Here is a 15,141-nt window from a genome sequence, read left to right as displayed (position 1 = left end):
GTCCGTCAACCCTGCGGGATCTGCAGTGCATAGGTGGTGCCGCGTTTGACATAGTTCAGCGCGTTATCACCTATGGCTGTGACCTGCCCGCCGTCCAGTTCACTTCCGACCTGCACACGGACATATTGCCCGTTGCCAAGCCGGACCAGGGCGCGGCGCGCGTTGGCCTGACCGTAAACCCCGATCAGGTTGACATCGCGCAGCCGGATCGCGCCCGTCTGTGTCGCTGCACGCGCCACGCCGCCGGGAACGGGGGCGTAGTTTTGCGGCGCAACTGGTGCAGCAGCTTGTGCTGGCGGCGGTGGCGGGGCAGGCGCTGCGGCTGGAGCAGGGGCGGCTGCTGCGGGCGGTGCCGCGGCAACAACGGGTGCCGGTTCAGGTTCTGGCGTGGCTTGCGGTTCCGGAGCGGGCTGCTGACGGCTGCGCGCGTTTGCGACGACGCGGTCAAAATTATTCGGTCGGCTGGTAGGCCGCAGCGAGAACGCCACGGCCTGTTCCGAAGCGTCAACAATGTCTTCCGGTTGCGCGAGCGCGATGCCACCAAGAAGCGCATCTACCTCTTCTGAACTTGTGGCCACCTGTGGCAGCTCCGGCCGCAATCGTGGTCTGATCGCACCGGGGGGCGGTGCCAGGTTAGCATCTGCTGCGGTCGTTCTGTCTGTGTCGGGCTGCAACCCGGCCAGCGACACCCCGCCCGCAGTCGCGTCAGCCTGATCTGCGTCTTCTTCAGGCAGGCTCGCTGTCTGCGGCCTTGGCCGGGGCACTACTGACGGGCGCACCGCGAGGATGGTGACACCACTGTCATCATCCGCCTCAACCGCGGCCAGTTCGACCGGGGTCTCGTCGCTTTCGGCAGTATCCTGCGCGGCCTCGCTATCTGCGATGTCCTCATTGATTGCAGGTGTATCATCAGCCTCGGCGTTTGCGACATCCAAGGGGGCGTCAAGCGCCGGAACCTCTGGCGCGATGAACGCGAGATCTGTGGCAAGCATATCCGCGCCCGGCAACAATGGCGTGGCGGGGCGGTCAAGGCTTCGGTCCGGGGCGACGGCGAGCATATCATCAGGCGCAACCGCTAATAGATCGGACGGTGGCGCGGGCTGCTGTAAGGCGGCACTGCCATCAACAAAAACCTGATCAATATCTTCGCCGATTGCCGCATCGGCCAGCGATATCTCTGCCGCGTTGTCAGGCATCGGCACGTCGATCAGGGCTGCGCTGGTGTTCAGCCCCTGCAAGGTGGCGGTATCATCAGAAGGCGCAGGCGCATAAAACGCCCATAGGGCAAGGCCCAGCACCGCGACACTCGCGGCGATCCCGGCAGGAACAGCGTAAAGCCGGAAGGGGATCGCAGGCGCCGTTGTCGGTTCCATCACGCCACCCAGCACCACAGGCCTTGGCAGGCCTGCAGCGGCCACGGCGATCATGGGGACCTCGGTCTGCGGCGGGACGGGATAATATTCGCCGATCACGGGGTCGAGCAAGGGAACCGGCAGCGGTAATGCCACCGCGCGCGGCGGCAGGCGGGGTTCGGTGACAACGGGTGTCGCCGCGGCACCGAATGCTGTGCGCGGGCCAGCGTGATATTCCGCGATGATGCGATCCATCGTGAACGTTGGGGGCATGGGGGCTGTCGCCGCCTCTGGTTCAACTTTGGTTAAGTCGCCCTTTTCCACCACCAGCACCCGCGACTTGATCCTCGTGCCGGTCAGCATCACCGGCAGCGGATCACGCGTCAGTACTGCATCCGGCCCAAGGATGTCGGCGGCACAGTCCGTGGTCCCGAAAAAGATTTCCTGCTGAAACGTGAACGGGTCCGGCACAGCCACAAAGCTGACGGGGTTGAACCCATGCGCCTTTGCGAAAACTTCGGCTTCCTGCAACGTTTCCTTGGCGACTGCCGCGATATGCGTACGCCCGCCGCTGCGTTCATGATCGATGACCAGATCATCCAGCGCATAGGGCGTCGTGCCATCCACGGTTTCGGCGATATCGGCATCGCTTGTCAGGGTGCTGTCGATGGACAGGTATTTGACCTGTTCCGTCGGAATGACCAATTTCGTGCGCAATCCTTCGGGGGCCAGCGCCAATCCTTTTGCACGCAGCTCGGCCAGATCGGCGACAAGGTCAGCAGAAAGCAGCGATGCAGAACCGACGCGCCGCCAGCCGTCATCTGTGCGTTGCAGCAGGTCAATACCCGAATAGGTAAGCGTGAGTGCGAAATTTATAATCATGGACCGGGTTTAGCAGGGTTGGCGTTTTCATCAAAACGCATTTGGGACGCAATTTATAGCCTACAGCAAAATCCCGCCCACGCCAAGCGCATGGGCGGGAAAACGCCTTAGCCCACCGCTTTGGTCAGGGCCTGATCCAGATCGGCGATCAGGTCATCGGCATCTTCGATCCCCACCGACAGGCGCACGATATCGGGGGCGGCACCTGCCGCGATCTGCTGTTCGGGCGTCAGTTGCCGGTGTGTCGTGCTGGCGGAATGGATCACCAGACTGCGGGTATCGCCAAGGTTGGCGACATGGCTGAAGATTTCCAGACTATCGACCAGTTTCACACAGGCGTCATAGCCGCCCTTGAGCGCGATGGTGAACAGCCCACCCGCACCTTTGGGGCAGATTTTCGGTACCAGATGCGCGTAGGGTGAACTTTCAAGGCCCGCATAGGTCACATGGGCGACGCGCGGGTCAGCCTCCAGCCATTTGGCGATAGTCATCGCGTTGCGCACATGCCTGTCCATGCGCAGGGACAGGGTTTCGATCCCCATCAGCGTGTAATGCGCAGCTTGCGGGTTCATCGTCATGCCCAGATCGCGCAGGCCGATGGCGATGCCATGGAACGTGAATGCCATCGGCCCGAAGGTTTCGGCAAAGACCAGCCCGTGATAGGCGGGTTCGGGCTGCGACAGGGACGGGAATTTGTCATTGGCGGCCCAGTCGAATTTGCCGCTGTCCACGATGCAGCCACCGGTTACTGTGCCATTGCCGGTCAGATATTTCGTGGTCGAATGAACGACCAGCGTCGCGCCATGTTCAATCGGGCGGCACAGGTAGGGCGTGGCGCTGGTGTTATCCACGATCAGCGGAATGCCCGCGACGTCCGTGATCGCGGAAATCGCATCCAGATCGGTGATATGCCCGCCGGGGTTGGCGATGGCTTCGCAGAACACTGCGCGTGTGTCATCGTCGATGGCGGCGGCGACGGCGGCGTGATCGTCGAAATCGACAAATTTCGCCGACCAGCCAAAGCGTTTGATCGTCTGGCTGAACTGCGTCACCGTGCCGCCATACAGACGGCTGGACGCCACGATATTGCGCCCCGGCTGCATCAGCGGAAACAGCGCCATGATCTGCGCTGCATGACCGGACGAACAGCACACGCCGCCAACACCACCTTCAAGCGTGGCGATGCGTTCCTGCAACGCCGCGACCGTGGGGTTGGTAAGGCGCGAATAGATATAGCCCACCTCCTGCAGGTTGAACAACGCCGCTGCATGCTCGGCATCGCGGAACACATAGGCGGTGGTCTGATAGATCGGCACTTGCCGCGCACCTGTCGCCGGATCGGGCCGGGCACCGGCATGGACCTGCAGCGTGTTAAAGCCAAGTTTGGGTGTGTCTGTCATGTCTTGTCTCCCTTTGAAAATCCTCGGACAAAGGTGTAGGTGCAAAGCCATGCGCAAACAACGCCCAGATGATCAAAGGATAATCCGATGCCCGTGCCGTTCCATTTCGCCTTTCACGTCACTGATCTTGATGAGGCGCGCGAATTCTATTCCGGCGCGTTGGGCGCGGTCGAAGGGCGGTCCACAGACACCTGGGTCGATTTCGATTTTTTCGGTCATCAGCTGAGCCTGCATCTGGGCGAGCCTTTCGCCAATGCGCCCACCGGCAAGGTCGGCGATCACATGGTGCCGATGCCGCATTTTGGCGTGGTGCTTTCGCTGGAAGACTGGACCGCGCTTGCGGGGCGGCTCGAAGAACGTCAGACTGATTTCATCCTCGCGCCCTCGGTTCGGTTCAAGGGCGAGCCGGGTGAACAATGGACCATGTTCTTTCGCGACCCATCGGGTAATCCAATTGAGATAAAAGGGTTCGGCGAAGAGAGTGGCGTCTTTGCCAAGTAAGATAGCATCGCCGCTATTGCGACCCGTCAGCTGTGCGGCTAGCCTTTCATTACACGCAGATGAAGGTCTGCCGCATGTCCAGAGCACTGATCCGCAGCAATCGTGATTATCGCCTGCTTTTGTCGGCCAGTGCGATGTCCAACCTTGGCGACGGGATCGCGATGGTTGCGCTGCCTTGGCTGGCGACGCTGCTGACCCGCGACCCTCTGCTGATTGCGGCGGTCGCCACGGCGCAAAGACTACCTTGGCTGTTGTTGGCTTTGCCCGCAGGCGTCTGGACGGATCGGGCCGACCGGCCGCTGTTGATGATGCGCGCCGATCTGGTGCGGACGGTGCTGATGATCTTTATCGTGCTGATGGTGGTGGCGCAGACGGGCTTGCCCTTGGCCGATGATGCGTCACCTGTGGCGATCCTGTCGTTGATCGTGATCGCCTTTCTGTTCGGATCGGCAGAGGTGCTTCGCGACAATGCCGCGCAAACCGTTCTGCCATCCATCGTCGCCCATGCCGATCTGGAACGCGCCAATGGCCAGATGTGGAGCGCGGAGCAAATCACGGGTCAGTTCATCGGACCGCCCTTGGCGGGGATGCTGATCGCGGCTGCGGTGGTCTGGCCTTTCGGGATCGACGCCTCGATCTATGCGCTGTCGGCGCTGCTGATCTGGATGGTCGCGCTGCCGCCGCGAAAGGCAGGCGTCACCAAGCGTTTCTGGATCGCCCTGCGCGAAGGGCTGGGGTGGATGCGGCACAACCCAGCCATCCTGCGCCTGGCGATCATGCTGGGCGTGATCAATGCGGTGTTCATCGGCGGCATGACCATTCTGGTGCTTTATGCACAAGAAGTGCTGGGGCTGTCCGCGACTGGGTATGGGCTTTTGCTGAGCTTTGGCGCGATGGGTGGCGTGGCCGGTGGGCTGCTGGCCCCTGTGGTCGCAGCGCGGCTGGGGATGCGGCGCAGCCTGCTGCTGGCGCTGGGCGGTTTTGTGATCGTGCAATTGATGATCGGATTGTTCGGATCCGCTGCCATCGTCGCCGCAGCGCTGTTTCTTGAGGCGGCGGCAGGGATGTTGTGGAACGTCGTTACCGTCAGCTATCGCCAGCGGCTGATCCCGGATGATCTGCTGGGCAGGGTCAATTCCGTCTATCGGTTCTTCGGATGGGGGGCGATGCCATTCGGCGCAATGGGGGCGGGTGTGCTGGTCACCCTGCTGACCCCGGTTCTGGGGCGGAACGAGGCGTTACATGCGCCCTACCTTTTTGCCGCGCTGATCTGTGGCCTGCTGACGCTCTACGCGATGATGCGCCTGCGGTTCGACTAGGGCCGCGCAATCACGGCAATTGTCTGGCGCGGCTACATATGACATCATCACTTCTCGCGTCATCAAGATAAGGCAGGGCGATGTTGCAAGACATCTGGACAACGATCACCGCTGAATTTTCCGATCTGCCTGATCTGGCGACGATCACCGTCATTACGGTGCGGCTGGTCATTGCCGCAGTCTTGGGGGGCATCCTGGGTTATGACCGCGAACGCAAGGCACGCAGTGCCGGTGTGCGCACCCATATGCTGGTCGCGGTCGGCGCGGCCCTGTTCGTCATCGGCCCGGCGCAGGCAGGCATGGAGATCGCAGATATGTCCCGCGTCATCCAGGGCGTGGTGCAGGGCATCGGCTTTCTTGGGGCGGGCGCGATCATCGTACGCAGGAGCATGCATCGCGTGGAAGGGCTGACAACCGCCGCCAGTATCTGGGCGACCGCAGGCATCGGCGTGATCGTGGGTCTGGGGCTGGAGGCGACGGCAATTTTGTCCACGATCATCGTTCTGTTGATTCTGGCGGTGGTGCCCTTTGTCGTACCGCAAGGGGTTGCGCCCGATCAGCAAGCCGACGAGTCAAAGGGGTGAGGGGCTTTGGTATGGCGGATTATACCTTTCCCCCTATGGCAAACCCATGCACCGCATCCCTGACCTCAAATCGCAAAAAGGCCCCGTGCGATGCACAGGGCCGATGATTAGCGTCGGGGGTCAGCGCAGGACGCGCACGATTGTAGCTGTTTCCGCATCGACCAGTACAGTCTGGTTGTTCACGGTCAGATAGCGGAATTCCGGCTGTGTCGGCACATCATACATCGGGACTTCGGCGGGAACACCGGCACCGACTGCGACTTCGCCTTCAAGATAGATGGTTTCGACAGGGTTCTCTGAAACAAAGACCAGCGTTTCCTCTGACGGCTCGACTGATGCGACACCCACTGCCGTCCCGAGCATTCCGCTGGCAATGATGCCGCCGGCTGGTCCCCCTGCGGCATAGGCAATCAAGGACCCCAAGGTCGCGCCGACGGCTGCTGCCGTGTTCTGCTCTGCCTGTGTGGCGTCCTCATCCGGGACGGTCACGGTGGATAGGGACAAGGTGCCAGGGCGGTTGATCAAGGCGACAGGCTGCGCGTCCTCTTCAACATACAGGTATTCCGCCGAGGCCCAGGCGGTCTGCCCGTCAAAGCTGATCTGGCACCAGCTCACGTCTTCCAGGCAGCCTTCGATCATGACGGGCTGATTGAGTTCCAGAACGCCAACAGCGGGGGCGAATTCGCTGGGCGTGGCACGCGCGGCGATTTCCGCGCCGGCGCGGGCCTCTGCTGATTGGGCAAAAGAAGGGGCGGCTGCCGTCATGGCAAGCGCAGAGGCAAAGCCGAGTTTGACGAGTTTCATTGCGATGTACTCCTTTGAGACCAGAGCGCGCTTGCCTGATGTTCAGGGGCAGCAATCCGGTTTACGTCGGTCAATGTTGGCGACAGCGATCTGCTGCAGCGGTGAATGGCGTGAGGGGGCCAGCGGCATTCGCCTGACGGGCCCCCGTCATCATCGCATCCAGAACCCCGCAGCCTTGATTTTGTTCCGTATCGCCTGTTCGCGATGCGGCAGGTTTGTTTGGTCGAACAAGGCGCGCACCTTCTGGCCTTGCCCCTGATAGACCATCCGCTTGAATGGCTCGTGCTGCTTGAGCAGTTTCTTGATCTTGTTGGGTGCGCAGACTTCTTCCAGCGTCGCGATCTGCGCATCGGTGCCGCGGGCGTAAAGCAGCGGCAGCAATCGATAATGACAGGTCAGATCGCCGTCCAGTCCGTCCAGTTCCGGCCCCGGCCTGCCGCCGCCTGATGCATGGATGACGAGCGGCAAGGCGACCTGATCAAGCCACGGGTCCAGTGGCTGGATTACCAGTTCGCGCGGCGGATCATCGCGGATTGTCACCGCATAATCGGTGAACTTTCGCCCGAAATCGGCCGGATCGGCACCGAAGAACCAGCCTGCGTTGAAATAGAGGTAACGTTTCCAGAACTCGTCAGGTTGTGACAGATCCAGTGACGCCGCGAAATCCAGTCCGAACCTGTCGTAAAGCGACTTCCAGATCGCTGCGTAGCCGGGCCAGTACAATTCCTCGACCGGCCATGTGCCGGTCCGGTTCATCGAGGCGGCCGGGTGGCTGAAATTGAAATCGACTGCCCCGATGTCGCCAGTGATCAGTGTGTCCGTATCGAAAAACACGAAAGGTTCGCCTGCGGGCAGAGTTTGGAGTCCTTCGATCTTGTTGCCATGTGGATAGCTTTGGCCGAAGTGTTCATTGGCGAAGGGAACAACCTCTGCCCCCAAGGCGGTGAGGGCGGCGGTGATATCGGGCGCCATCTGCGGGTTATGGTCCCACAAAGGCCCAGGCTGCGGTTCCGCAACAATCACGCGTCCCGTGAACCCCGGTGCCTTGGCCCGCAGGCTCGCCAAAAAGAGTAATGCCTCAAACTGCAGCCTGCCGTTTTGACCGACAATCATGATGTTGTAGGGCAGGGGCATCGGCTTAGCATCCTTGATCACGACATGTCGCGTTCAGACTAGCCGCAAGACGCCAGACGCCGCAACCAAGTGGATGACCATAAAGAGAAAATGGTGGGCGACCCTGGAATCGAACCAGGCGTGCGTCTCCGCGAGGGAGTTACAGTCCCCTGCCACACCTTGCGGCCTGTCGCCCACTGGCGCGGTGATTACCTGCGGCCCCCAGTGCCGTCAACACCAAATCGCGGCTTTTTGCTCGGGCCTTCACAGTGGCGGCAATGTCGCGTATCGACGGGACAAATGTCAGGACAGGTCACGATATGAAAAAGCCGGATTGGGTGATTGCCAAGGAACAAGCCAAGCGCGTGGCTGCGAATGAAACGATCTGGCTGTTCGGCCTGCATGCCGTGCGTGACGCGCTGGAAAATCCCAAGCGTGAAAAACTGCGGCTGGTCGTGACCCGCAATGCGCTCGAACGGCTGGGCGAGGCTGTGCCTGCCAGCGGGATGGAACCGGAAATCAGCGACCCGCGCAAATTCGCCGCCCCGCTGGACCCGCAATCTGTGCATCAGGGTGCCGCGCTGGAGGTCAAGCCGCTGGATTGGGGGTCTTTGCAGGATGTCGCCTTGCGTGAAGGGCCGATGCCGCCGCGTATCGTGCTGCTCGACCGTGTGACTGATCCGCACAATGTGGGTGCGATCCTGCGGTCCGCCGAGGTGTTCGGCGCGCGCGCTGTCGTGGCGATGCAGCGCCATGCCGCGCCGGAAACAGGTGCGCTGGCCAAGACCGCCAGCGGTGCGCTGGAACGTCAACCCTATCTGCGGGTGCGCAATCTGGCGGATGCGATCAGTGAGTTGCAGCAGATGGGCTATCTGGTGCTGGGGCTGGATGGCGAGGCCGATCTAACGATCGAGGCTGCGATTGACGGCAAGCGCGACCGCGCTGTCGCGCTGGTCATGGGGGCCGAAGGGCCGGGGCTGCGCGACAAGACGCGCGAGACCTGTGATGCGCTGGTGCGGATCGACGCGGCCGCAGCTTTCGGGTCGCTGAACGTGTCGAATGCCGCGGCGGTGGCGCTTTATGCGGCGCGCGGCTGACCTGTCACGGCTTATCACGACCGAATCACGTTCTGCTGAGGGAACTTTTCACCGCCCCATGCGCTTACCATATACTCCCTATGAGGCAGACCTCGGAACCGGCTGCCTCGAAATCACTGTCCCTCGTTCCATACCTTGCGCCCGGGCTTTGCCTCGGGCGCTTTTTTATCCGGAGCACCGCGCGCCATGAGTGATGATGAACTTCGCGATATCCTGACGCGGACCAAGGTGATTGCCTTGGTCGGGGCATCGGCGAATCCCGCACGACCTAGCCATCAGGTCGCCGCCTATCTGATGCAGCAGGGATACCGGGTTATTCCGGTCAATCCCGGTCTGGCCGGACAGCAATTGCTGGGTGAGACGGTTTATGCCTCGCTGGATGATGTGCCGGAGGATGTGGATATGGTCGATATCTTTCGTCAGCCAGATGCAGTCCCCGCGCTGGTGGATGGCGCTTTGGCGCGTTGGCCGGACCTGCGCACGATCTGGATGCAGATCGGGGTGACCCACGCGCAAGCGGCGGCAGTGGCGCAGGCGCATGGCGTGGACGTCGTGCAGGACCGGTGTCCGAAGATCGAGCTGGCGCGGCTGTTCCGGCGATAGCAGGAGAAGGACGCTTACCTGCTGGCCTTTTCGTCGATACCGGAGGTGCCCTGCCGGCGGGCGAGTTCGGCGATGACGTCGGACAGGGCTACGTTGCGCGCGGTCAGCATGACCAGCAGATGATAGATGACATCTGCTGCCTCTGACGTCAATTTTTCACGGTCGCCTTTCACCGCTTCGATAATAGCTTCGATCGCTTCTTCGCCGAATTTTTCGGCGCATTTTTCGGGACCTTTGGCGAGAAGCTGTGCTGTCCAACTGCTGGCGGGGTCAGCGTCCTTGCGTGACGCGATAATCTGGGCAAGGTCATCCAGTGTCATGGCCGCACCGCGATACCGGCGGCGGCCATATGCGCTTTGGCCTGACCGATTGTGAAGGTCCCGAAGTGGAAGATCGAGGCGGCGAGCACCGCGGAGGCACCGCCTTCGGTGACGCCTTCGACAAGGTGGTCGAGCGTGCCGACACCACCTGAGGCGATCACGGGCACATCGACGGCATCCGATATGGCGCGTGTCAGCGGCAGGTTGAAACCCGCTTTGGTGCCGTCGCGGTCCATCGAGGTCAGCAGGATTTCACCCGCACCTTTTTCGACAACGGTGCGGGCGAATTCCACCGCGTCGATCCCCGTCGCGCGTCGGCCACCATGGGTAAAAATTTCCCATTTGCCCGGTGCCACGGTTTTGGCATCAATCGCGACGACAATACACTGCGACCCAAAACGCATCGCCGCTTCGGCCACGACATCAGGATTGGCGACGGCGGCTGAATTGAAACTGACCTTATCTGCCCCTGCCAGCAGCAGGTCGCGCACATCGTGATGCGTGCGCACACCTCCACCGATGGTCAGCGGCATGAAACATTGTTCCGCCGTGCGCGTTGCCAGATCGAACATCGTGCCACGGTTCTCGTGGGTCGCCTTGATGTCGAGAAACACCAGTTCATCTGCCCCCGCCGCATTATAGGCCATAGCCTGTTCCACCGGGTCGCCGGCATCGATCAGATCGATGAAATTCACGCCTTTCACGGTGCGCCCTTCGGCGACGTCAAGGCAGGGGATGATGCGGGTTTTCAGCATGATCTGTGTTTAGGCCTGCGGGGCGGGTTCGGCAAGGACACGCAGCGCCGCGGCCAGATCCAGCGCGCCATCGTAAAGCGCGCGGCCCGAGATCGCGCCTGCGATGACGCCCGTGTCGCGCAGTGCGGTCAGGTCGGCCAGGGATGACACCCCGCCAGAGGCGATGACCGGAATACTGACCGCGCGGGCCAGATCGGCAGTGGCGTCGATGTTCGGCCCTTTCATAGCGCCATCGCGCATGATGTCGGTGTAGATGATGGCGGCGATGCCGGCGTCCTCGAAACTGCGGGCCAGACCGGTGACCATCACATCGGTTTCCTCGGCCCAGCCACGGGTCGCCACGCGCCCGTTGCGCGCGTCAAGCCCGACAGCCACCTGTCCGGGAAAGGCACGTGCAGCGTCGCGCACAAGATCTGGATTTTCCACCGCGACAGTGCCCAGAATCACCCGCGCGAGGCCCTTGTCCAACCACGCCTCAATCGTCGCCATGTCGCGGATTCCGCCACCGAGTTGTGCGGGGACCTTGCAGGCTTTCAAGATCGCCTCGACCGGGGCGGCATTTACCGGCGTCCCTGCGAAAGCGCCATTCAGGTCAACCAGATGCAGCCATGTACATCCAGCATCGACAAAGGCGCGTGCCTGTGCGGCGGGATCGTCGTTGAATACCGTCGTCTGATCCATATCGCCATGCACCAGCCGCACGGCTTGCCCATCCTTGAGGTCGATGGCGGGGTAGAGGATCATGCATTTGCCCTTTCGCTTGGTTCGGACCCGTTATGCATGGCGTGGGCGGGAATGCAACGCAGCGTCAGACTTGATTGCGCGAAACACTCAGGCGCAGACTATCCTGACTTTCAGGGAGGAGACCCAAATGAGACAATTGATCTTGGCCGCTGCGGCGGCTTTTGCCATGGCAGGTGCCGCAGCAGCCCAGGATGCCGCCGTCGGCACCTGGCAGACCGAGGTGGATGACGGTGCATTCGCCTATGTCACGATTGAACCTTGCGGTGCGGCGGTTTGTGGAACGATCGCGCGGACGTTCAATACCGAAGGCGAATATCAGTCTCCCAACATTGGCCGACAGATCGTGATCAACATGGCCCCGAATGGCGACGGGTCCTATGATGGACAGGTCTGGCGTCCATCGAATGACCGGATCTATACCGGCAAGATGGACGTGCAGGGCGATGCATTGCGGTTGCGTGGCTGCGTCGCCGGGGGGTTGATCTGCGCAAGCCAGAACTGGGTGCGCGTGCAGTAAGACATGATGGCCCCGCGCGTCGGGGCCATTCTTTGCCTCAGGCAGACCTCAGGCCGGTTTCGACCAGCAGCCCACGGCGGCGGGCCTCGTAATAATAGCCGCGCGCGTACCAGCTGACGGCGGTCGCCTCATCCCCGTCCGCGACAAGCCATGCGCCGCGCAGGTATTTCCCGGCATATTTCAGGTTGGTTTCCGCATCCAGCAGATCGCGTGGTTCGCCCCGGAACCCCATTGTTCGCGCGGTTTGCGGCAGAATTTGCATCAGCCCATAGTAGGGCCCGTTGCGCGCTGCCGGGTTATGGCGGCTTTCACGGATGATCACGCGGTGCAGCAAGGTCACTGGAATGTCGTAGGTATCGGCATAGCGATTGATCAGGGCGCGCAATTGCGGGGTTTCATTGGCATGCAACGGCATATTACGCGACGCAAAGGCGGCGCGCGATCCCAGATTGGTGTCTAGGCGCTGCACTTCGGGGCTGGCGCAGGCGGCGGTCGCGGCGATGCCGCCCAAAAGCATCAGGCGGCGGGAAAGGCGTGAAGCTGTCATCTCAAGGTCTCCATGTCAGGAAATTGCCGATCATCCGCAATCCTGCGGCCTGGCTTTTTTCGGGGTGGAACTGGGTGCCGATGATATTGTCACGCCCGATGATCGCGGTGACATCGCCACCGTAATCGACATGCGCCAGCCTATGTGCAGGATCGGCGACCTGCATGGCGTAGGAATGGACGAAATAGGCGTGCTCGCCGGTGGCAAGACCGTCAAGAACCGGATGCGGATGGTCGATCACCAGATCGTTCCACCCCATATGCGGGACCTTGAGCGCGGGATCGCTGGGGGTAATGCGGCGGATATCGCCAGCAATCCAGCCGAACCCTTGTGTTTCTTCGTATTCATGGCCCTCGCTTGCCAGCATCTGCATCCCGACGCAGATGCCAAAGAAAGGCACGGCGCGGCGGGTGACGGCATCGGTGATTGCCTCAGCCAGTCCAGCCCGGGCGTGCAACTGCGCCTGACAATGCGGGAACGCGCCGTCACCGGGCAGTACGATCCGGTCGGCGCGGGCCACGACATCGGGATCGGCGGTCACGATGATCTGCCCTGCGCCGAACTCTGCCGCCATGCGTTCAAACGCCTTTTGCGCGGAATGCAGGTTACCGCTGTCGTAATCAACCAAAGCTGTCGTCATAGGCTGCCCTTGGTTGACGGAATCGCATCGCCCTTGCGCGGATCGGTTTCGACCGCCTCGCGCAAGGCGCGCGCGACCGATTTGAACGCGGCCTCTGCGATATGATGCGCGTTGAAGCCGTGCAGACGGTCGATATGCAGCGTGATACCGCCATGGGCTGACAAGGCTTGAAAGAATTCGCGCACCAGTTCGGTATCGAACGTACCGATCTTGCCAAAGGGCAGGTCCAGATTGCAGATCAGATAGGCACGCCCCGACAGATCCAGCGCTGTGCGCACCTGCGTGTCATCCATCGCCAGATGGCAGGAGCCATAACGCCGGATGCCGCGTTTATCACCCAATGCCTGTGTCAGCGCCTGACCAAGTGCGATGCCCACATCCTCGACGGTGTGGTGGTCGTCGATGTGCAGATCGCCATTCGCGCGGATATTCATGTCGATCAACGCGTGACGCGACAATTGATCGAGCATGTGGTCGAAAAAGCCCACGCCTGTGTCATTGTCGTAGATCCCGCTGCCATCCAGATTGATGGTGACCGAAATCTCGGTCTCCGCAGTTTTGCGGGTAATCGTGGCTGTCCGCATTGTTGCTGTCCCTTGCCTGTTGGCCATGTCTATAGGGCCATTGGGCGCAAGCGCCAAGCCTCGCGACAAACTGCCAGCGCTTTTCAGCAAGTTTTAAGGATTTGCTGTCAGGAAGGGGGCAACGCAGTCCTTGTCAGGAGAGTCCGATGAAAGCAATGATTTTACGCGATGATGTCGCCGCAGCGGTGCATACGGCGCGCATTTTGGGGGATAAAGGGTTTCAAACCCTTTGTGTGGCCAGCCGGGATATCGCCTCTGCGATAATACGCGCGGAAACCATTGATGTAATCGTGATGGATGAACGTGTCGGCGCGCATCTGACACATACGCTGGCGCTTTCGGCGGAACGGCGCAACCCCTATGTCTGCACGCTCATCATCACCGATCAGGGGGCAGAGGCAACAGATGACCTGTACGCCCTGATTCCCAGCCTCTACGCCTTGATTGGTTCGCAAACCTCTGCCGATATTCTGGGCAAGCTGGTGCTATGCGCGGTGGCCAATACGGAAGAGCCGGCAAATCGCGTTGCCCGACAGATTGCGGCCGAGATGCAGGATGATGCGCTGCATGTCACCCTGTCGGATATGGATCAGGCGGATTGGGGCGAAATGGTCGCTGGCGCCGCCGAGGTGGAAGCGCTGAGTCCGCCGCCTGCTGTTGCTGCGGCCGTGTCTGACCGGCGCGGTTGGGGCCAATATGCCGACATTCGCCCGCATATGGCGATGGTGGGTGCCGCCAGTCCGGATCGCGGAGCGTCTGTCATGGCATCTGCCTGACCGAAAACGCAAAAGGCCGCCCTGAAAGGCGACCTTTGCAACCCGGTTTCACCCGGTGAACCAATTGGAGCGGGCGAAGAGATTCGAACTCTCGACCCTAACCTTGGCAAGGTTATGCTCTACCCCTGAGCTACGCCCGCATCCGTTCGGTAGGGCGTGGATTACAAATAAGCCGGGCGATCCGCAAGGCCAAAATTGTCAGGTGGCGATTTTTTTGCGGTGACGTTGATGCACTGCCTGGGTGGGGCGGGGCGAACGCTTTGGTGAATGAGGGCGCGACATGGCAATTTGCGACGGCGGGGCCTCCGGCGGGAGTATTTGACGGAAATAAGACGGTGGGCGCAAGCCGGGGGCAACCCGTCCTGCACCCGCGCTATTTATTCGAGTTCGACCAGCAGATCCTTGGCGTCGATCTGGCTGCCGGGCTGGACATGCACGGCCTTGACCACGGCGTCGCGTTCGGCGTGGATGCCGGTTTCCATCTTCATCGCCTCGATCGTCAGCAGCAGATCGCCCGCCTTGACCGATTTGCCTGCCACCGCTGCGACGCTGGCGACCACGCCGGGCATCGGTGCGCCGATGTGATCGGCGTTGCCGTTTTCT

Annotated in this window: 18 protein-coding genes and 2 tRNA genes; 7 read left to right on the top strand and 13 right to left on the bottom strand. The window is 61.4% G+C overall.

Annotated features, from left to right (window positions below; translation table 11 throughout):
• Positions 1-5 precede the first annotated feature (5 nt).
• Entirely contained in the window at positions 6-2,234 is a 2,229-nt protein-coding gene (locus tag ACK4TM_RS05440; RefSeq protein ID WP_409697918.1) for a hypothetical protein, read from the bottom strand.
• A 107-nt stretch (positions 2,235-2,341) separates the two neighbouring features.
• A complete protein-coding gene (locus tag ACK4TM_RS05435; protein WP_409697915.1) occupies positions 2,342-3,634 on the bottom strand; it encodes an O-acetylhomoserine aminocarboxypropyltransferase/cysteine synthase family protein in 1,293 nt (430 codons plus the stop codon).
• Between the two features lie 87 nt (positions 3,635-3,721).
• Here ACK4TM_RS05435 and ACK4TM_RS05430 point away from each other — a divergent pair, with 87 nt between their 5' ends.
• The 3 genes from ACK4TM_RS05430 (at position 3,722) to ACK4TM_RS05420 (ending at position 6,038) form a co-directional block, all read left to right on the top strand.
• Positions 3,722-4,135: a VOC family protein gene (locus ACK4TM_RS05430; RefSeq protein WP_409697912.1), complete on the top strand. Its 414-nt coding sequence runs from the start codon at positions 3,722-3,724 to the stop codon at positions 4,133-4,135.
• Positions 4,136-4,209: 74 nt separating this feature from the next.
• On the top strand, positions 4,210-5,454 hold the full coding sequence (locus ACK4TM_RS05425; protein ID WP_409697909.1) for an MFS transporter: 1,245 nt from the start codon (positions 4,210-4,212) through the stop codon (positions 5,452-5,454).
• 80 nt (positions 5,455-5,534) lie between these two features.
• Complete coding sequence (locus ACK4TM_RS05420; RefSeq protein ID WP_409697906.1) at positions 5,535-6,038, top strand: MgtC/SapB family protein; 504 nt, start codon at positions 5,535-5,537, stop codon at positions 6,036-6,038.
• Positions 6,039-6,158: 120 nt separating this feature from the next.
• On the opposite strand, the gene ACK4TM_RS05415 is transcribed toward ACK4TM_RS05420, so the two are convergent.
• From ACK4TM_RS05415 to ACK4TM_RS05405, 3 genes are all read right to left on the bottom strand, one after another.
• Entirely contained in the window at positions 6,159-6,842 is a 684-nt protein-coding gene (locus ACK4TM_RS05415; RefSeq protein ID WP_409697904.1) for a DUF1236 domain-containing protein, read from the bottom strand.
• A gap of 150 nt (positions 6,843-6,992) precedes the next feature.
• On the bottom strand, positions 6,993-7,976 hold the full coding sequence (locus ACK4TM_RS05410; RefSeq protein ID WP_409697994.1) for a hypothetical protein: 984 nt from the start codon (positions 7,974-7,976) through the stop codon (positions 6,993-6,995).
• A 91-nt stretch (positions 7,977-8,067) separates the two neighbouring features.
• Positions 8,068-8,151 (bottom strand) — tRNA-Tyr (locus ACK4TM_RS05405).
• 124 nt (positions 8,152-8,275) lie between these two features.
• Here ACK4TM_RS05405 and rlmB point away from each other — a divergent pair.
• Positions 8,276-9,052 (top strand): 23S rRNA (guanosine(2251)-2'-O)-methyltransferase RlmB, encoded by a 777-nt coding sequence (rlmB, locus tag ACK4TM_RS05400; RefSeq protein WP_409697901.1) that lies wholly within the window; start codon positions 8,276-8,278, stop codon positions 9,050-9,052.
• A gap of 186 nt (positions 9,053-9,238) precedes the next feature.
• Positions 9,239-9,655 (top strand): CoA-binding protein, encoded by a 417-nt coding sequence (locus ACK4TM_RS05395; protein ID WP_409697898.1) that lies wholly within the window; start codon positions 9,239-9,241, stop codon positions 9,653-9,655.
• A 14-nt stretch (positions 9,656-9,669) separates the two neighbouring features.
• Here ACK4TM_RS05395 and ACK4TM_RS05390 read toward each other — a convergent pair whose 3' ends face one another.
• From ACK4TM_RS05390 to hisA, 3 genes are read right to left on the bottom strand one after another with little or no spacing between them, the layout of a single operon-like run.
• Positions 9,670-9,975: a phosphoribosyl-ATP diphosphatase gene (locus ACK4TM_RS05390; protein WP_409697895.1), complete on the bottom strand. Its 306-nt coding sequence runs from the start codon at positions 9,973-9,975 to the stop codon at positions 9,670-9,672.
• The gene (hisF, locus tag ACK4TM_RS05385; protein ID WP_409697892.1) at positions 9,972-10,730 is read right to left on the bottom strand and encodes an imidazole glycerol phosphate synthase subunit HisF; all 759 of its coding nucleotides are present in this window, start codon (positions 10,728-10,730) and stop codon (positions 9,972-9,974) included. The genes ACK4TM_RS05390 and hisF overlap by 4 nt, the downstream gene beginning before the upstream one ends.
• A 9-nt stretch (positions 10,731-10,739) precedes the next feature.
• The gene (gene hisA / locus ACK4TM_RS05380) at positions 10,740-11,474 is read right to left on the bottom strand and encodes a 1-(5-phosphoribosyl)-5-[(5-phosphoribosylamino)methylideneamino]imidazole-4-carboxamide isomerase (protein ID WP_409697889.1); all 735 of its coding nucleotides are present in this window, start codon (positions 11,472-11,474) and stop codon (positions 10,740-10,742) included.
• 127 nt (positions 11,475-11,601) lie between these two features.
• Between hisA and ACK4TM_RS05375 the strand changes: the two genes are divergently transcribed.
• Positions 11,602-11,991 (top strand): DUF2147 domain-containing protein, encoded by a 390-nt coding sequence (locus ACK4TM_RS05375; protein WP_409697887.1) that lies wholly within the window; start codon positions 11,602-11,604, stop codon positions 11,989-11,991.
• Positions 11,992-12,028: 37 nt separating this feature from the next.
• Here the strand turns inward: ACK4TM_RS05375 and ACK4TM_RS05370 are convergent, their stop codons facing one another.
• Genes ACK4TM_RS05370 through hisB form a run of 3 tightly spaced genes read right to left on the bottom strand, consistent with a single transcriptional unit; the run spans position 12,029 to position 13,762 of the window.
• The gene (locus ACK4TM_RS05370; protein WP_409697883.1) at positions 12,029-12,538 is read right to left on the bottom strand and encodes a transglycosylase SLT domain-containing protein; all 510 of its coding nucleotides are present in this window, start codon (positions 12,536-12,538) and stop codon (positions 12,029-12,031) included.
• A gap of 1 nt (position 12,539) precedes the next feature.
• The gene (gene hisH / locus ACK4TM_RS05365) at positions 12,540-13,178 is read right to left on the bottom strand and encodes an imidazole glycerol phosphate synthase subunit HisH (RefSeq protein WP_409697880.1); all 639 of its coding nucleotides are present in this window, start codon (positions 13,176-13,178) and stop codon (positions 12,540-12,542) included.
• Positions 13,175-13,762: an imidazoleglycerol-phosphate dehydratase HisB gene (gene hisB / locus ACK4TM_RS05360; protein ID WP_409697877.1), complete on the bottom strand. Its 588-nt coding sequence runs from the start codon at positions 13,760-13,762 to the stop codon at positions 13,175-13,177. The genes hisH and hisB overlap by 4 nt, the downstream gene beginning before the upstream one ends.
• A gap of 146 nt (positions 13,763-13,908) precedes the next feature.
• Between hisB and ACK4TM_RS05355 the strand changes: the two genes are divergently transcribed.
• Positions 13,909-14,538 (top strand): imidazoleglycerol-phosphate dehydratase, encoded by a 630-nt coding sequence (locus tag ACK4TM_RS05355; protein WP_409697874.1) that lies wholly within the window; start codon positions 13,909-13,911, stop codon positions 14,536-14,538.
• 65 nt (positions 14,539-14,603) lie between these two features.
• On the opposite strand, the gene ACK4TM_RS05350 is transcribed toward ACK4TM_RS05355, so the two are convergent.
• Together ACK4TM_RS05350 and ACK4TM_RS05345 are read right to left on the bottom strand one after the other, a co-directional pair.
• Positions 14,604-14,678, bottom strand: a tRNA-Gly gene (locus ACK4TM_RS05350).
• A 237-nt stretch (positions 14,679-14,915) separates the two neighbouring features.
• Positions 14,916-15,141 (bottom strand): biotin/lipoyl-containing protein (locus ACK4TM_RS05345; RefSeq protein ID WP_409697871.1); only part of this gene is annotated, 226 nt, incomplete at its 5' end.

Origin of the sequence: Yoonia sp., assembly GCF_046292185.1 — a bacterium.
GTDB lineage: Bacteria > Pseudomonadota > Alphaproteobacteria > Rhodobacterales > Rhodobacteraceae > Yoonia.
Note: the sequence above shows the minus strand (reverse complement) of the source record. Positions and strands in the feature narration are given on the sequence as shown.

Coding starts and splice junctions, on each gene's coding strand:
- hisB (WP_409697877.1), bottom strand. CDS start 13,762: ATGCGGACAGCCACGATTACCCGCAAAACTGCGGAGACCGAGATTTCG.
- ACK4TM_RS05420 (WP_409697906.1), top strand. CDS start 5,535: ATGTTGCAAGACATCTGGACAACGATCACCGCTGAATTTTCCGATCTG.
- hisA (WP_409697889.1), bottom strand. CDS start 11,474: ATGATCCTCTACCCCGCCATCGACCTCAAGGATGGGCAAGCCGTGCGG.
- ACK4TM_RS05415 (WP_409697904.1), bottom strand. CDS start 6,842: ATGAAACTCGTCAAACTCGGCTTTGCCTCTGCGCTTGCCATGACGGCA.
- ACK4TM_RS05425 (WP_409697909.1), top strand. CDS start 4,210: ATGTCCAGAGCACTGATCCGCAGCAATCGTGATTATCGCCTGCTTTTG.
- ACK4TM_RS05440 (WP_409697918.1), bottom strand. CDS start 2,234: ATGATTATAAATTTCGCACTCACGCTTACCTATTCGGGTATTGACCTG.
- ACK4TM_RS05390 (WP_409697895.1), bottom strand. CDS start 9,975: ATGACACTGGATGACCTTGCCCAGATTATCGCGTCACGCAAGGACGCT.
- ACK4TM_RS05435 (WP_409697915.1), bottom strand. CDS start 3,634: ATGACAGACACACCCAAACTTGGCTTTAACACGCTGCAGGTCCATGCC.
- hisH (WP_409697880.1), bottom strand. CDS start 13,178: ATGACGACAGCTTTGGTTGATTACGACAGCGGTAACCTGCATTCCGCG.
- ACK4TM_RS05410 (WP_409697994.1), bottom strand. CDS start 7,976: ATGCCCCTGCCCTACAACATCATGATTGTCGGTCAAAACGGCAGGCTG.
- ACK4TM_RS05355 (WP_409697874.1), top strand. CDS start 13,909: ATGAAAGCAATGATTTTACGCGATGATGTCGCCGCAGCGGTGCATACG.
- hisF (WP_409697892.1), bottom strand. CDS start 10,730: ATGCTGAAAACCCGCATCATCCCCTGCCTTGACGTCGCCGAAGGGCGC.
- ACK4TM_RS05375 (WP_409697887.1), top strand. CDS start 11,602: ATGAGACAATTGATCTTGGCCGCTGCGGCGGCTTTTGCCATGGCAGGT.
- ACK4TM_RS05430 (WP_409697912.1), top strand. CDS start 3,722: ATGCCCGTGCCGTTCCATTTCGCCTTTCACGTCACTGATCTTGATGAG.
- rlmB (WP_409697901.1), top strand. CDS start 8,276: ATGAAAAAGCCGGATTGGGTGATTGCCAAGGAACAAGCCAAGCGCGTG.
- ACK4TM_RS05395 (WP_409697898.1), top strand. CDS start 9,239: ATGAGTGATGATGAACTTCGCGATATCCTGACGCGGACCAAGGTGATT.
- ACK4TM_RS05370 (WP_409697883.1), bottom strand. CDS start 12,538: ATGACAGCTTCACGCCTTTCCCGCCGCCTGATGCTTTTGGGCGGCATC.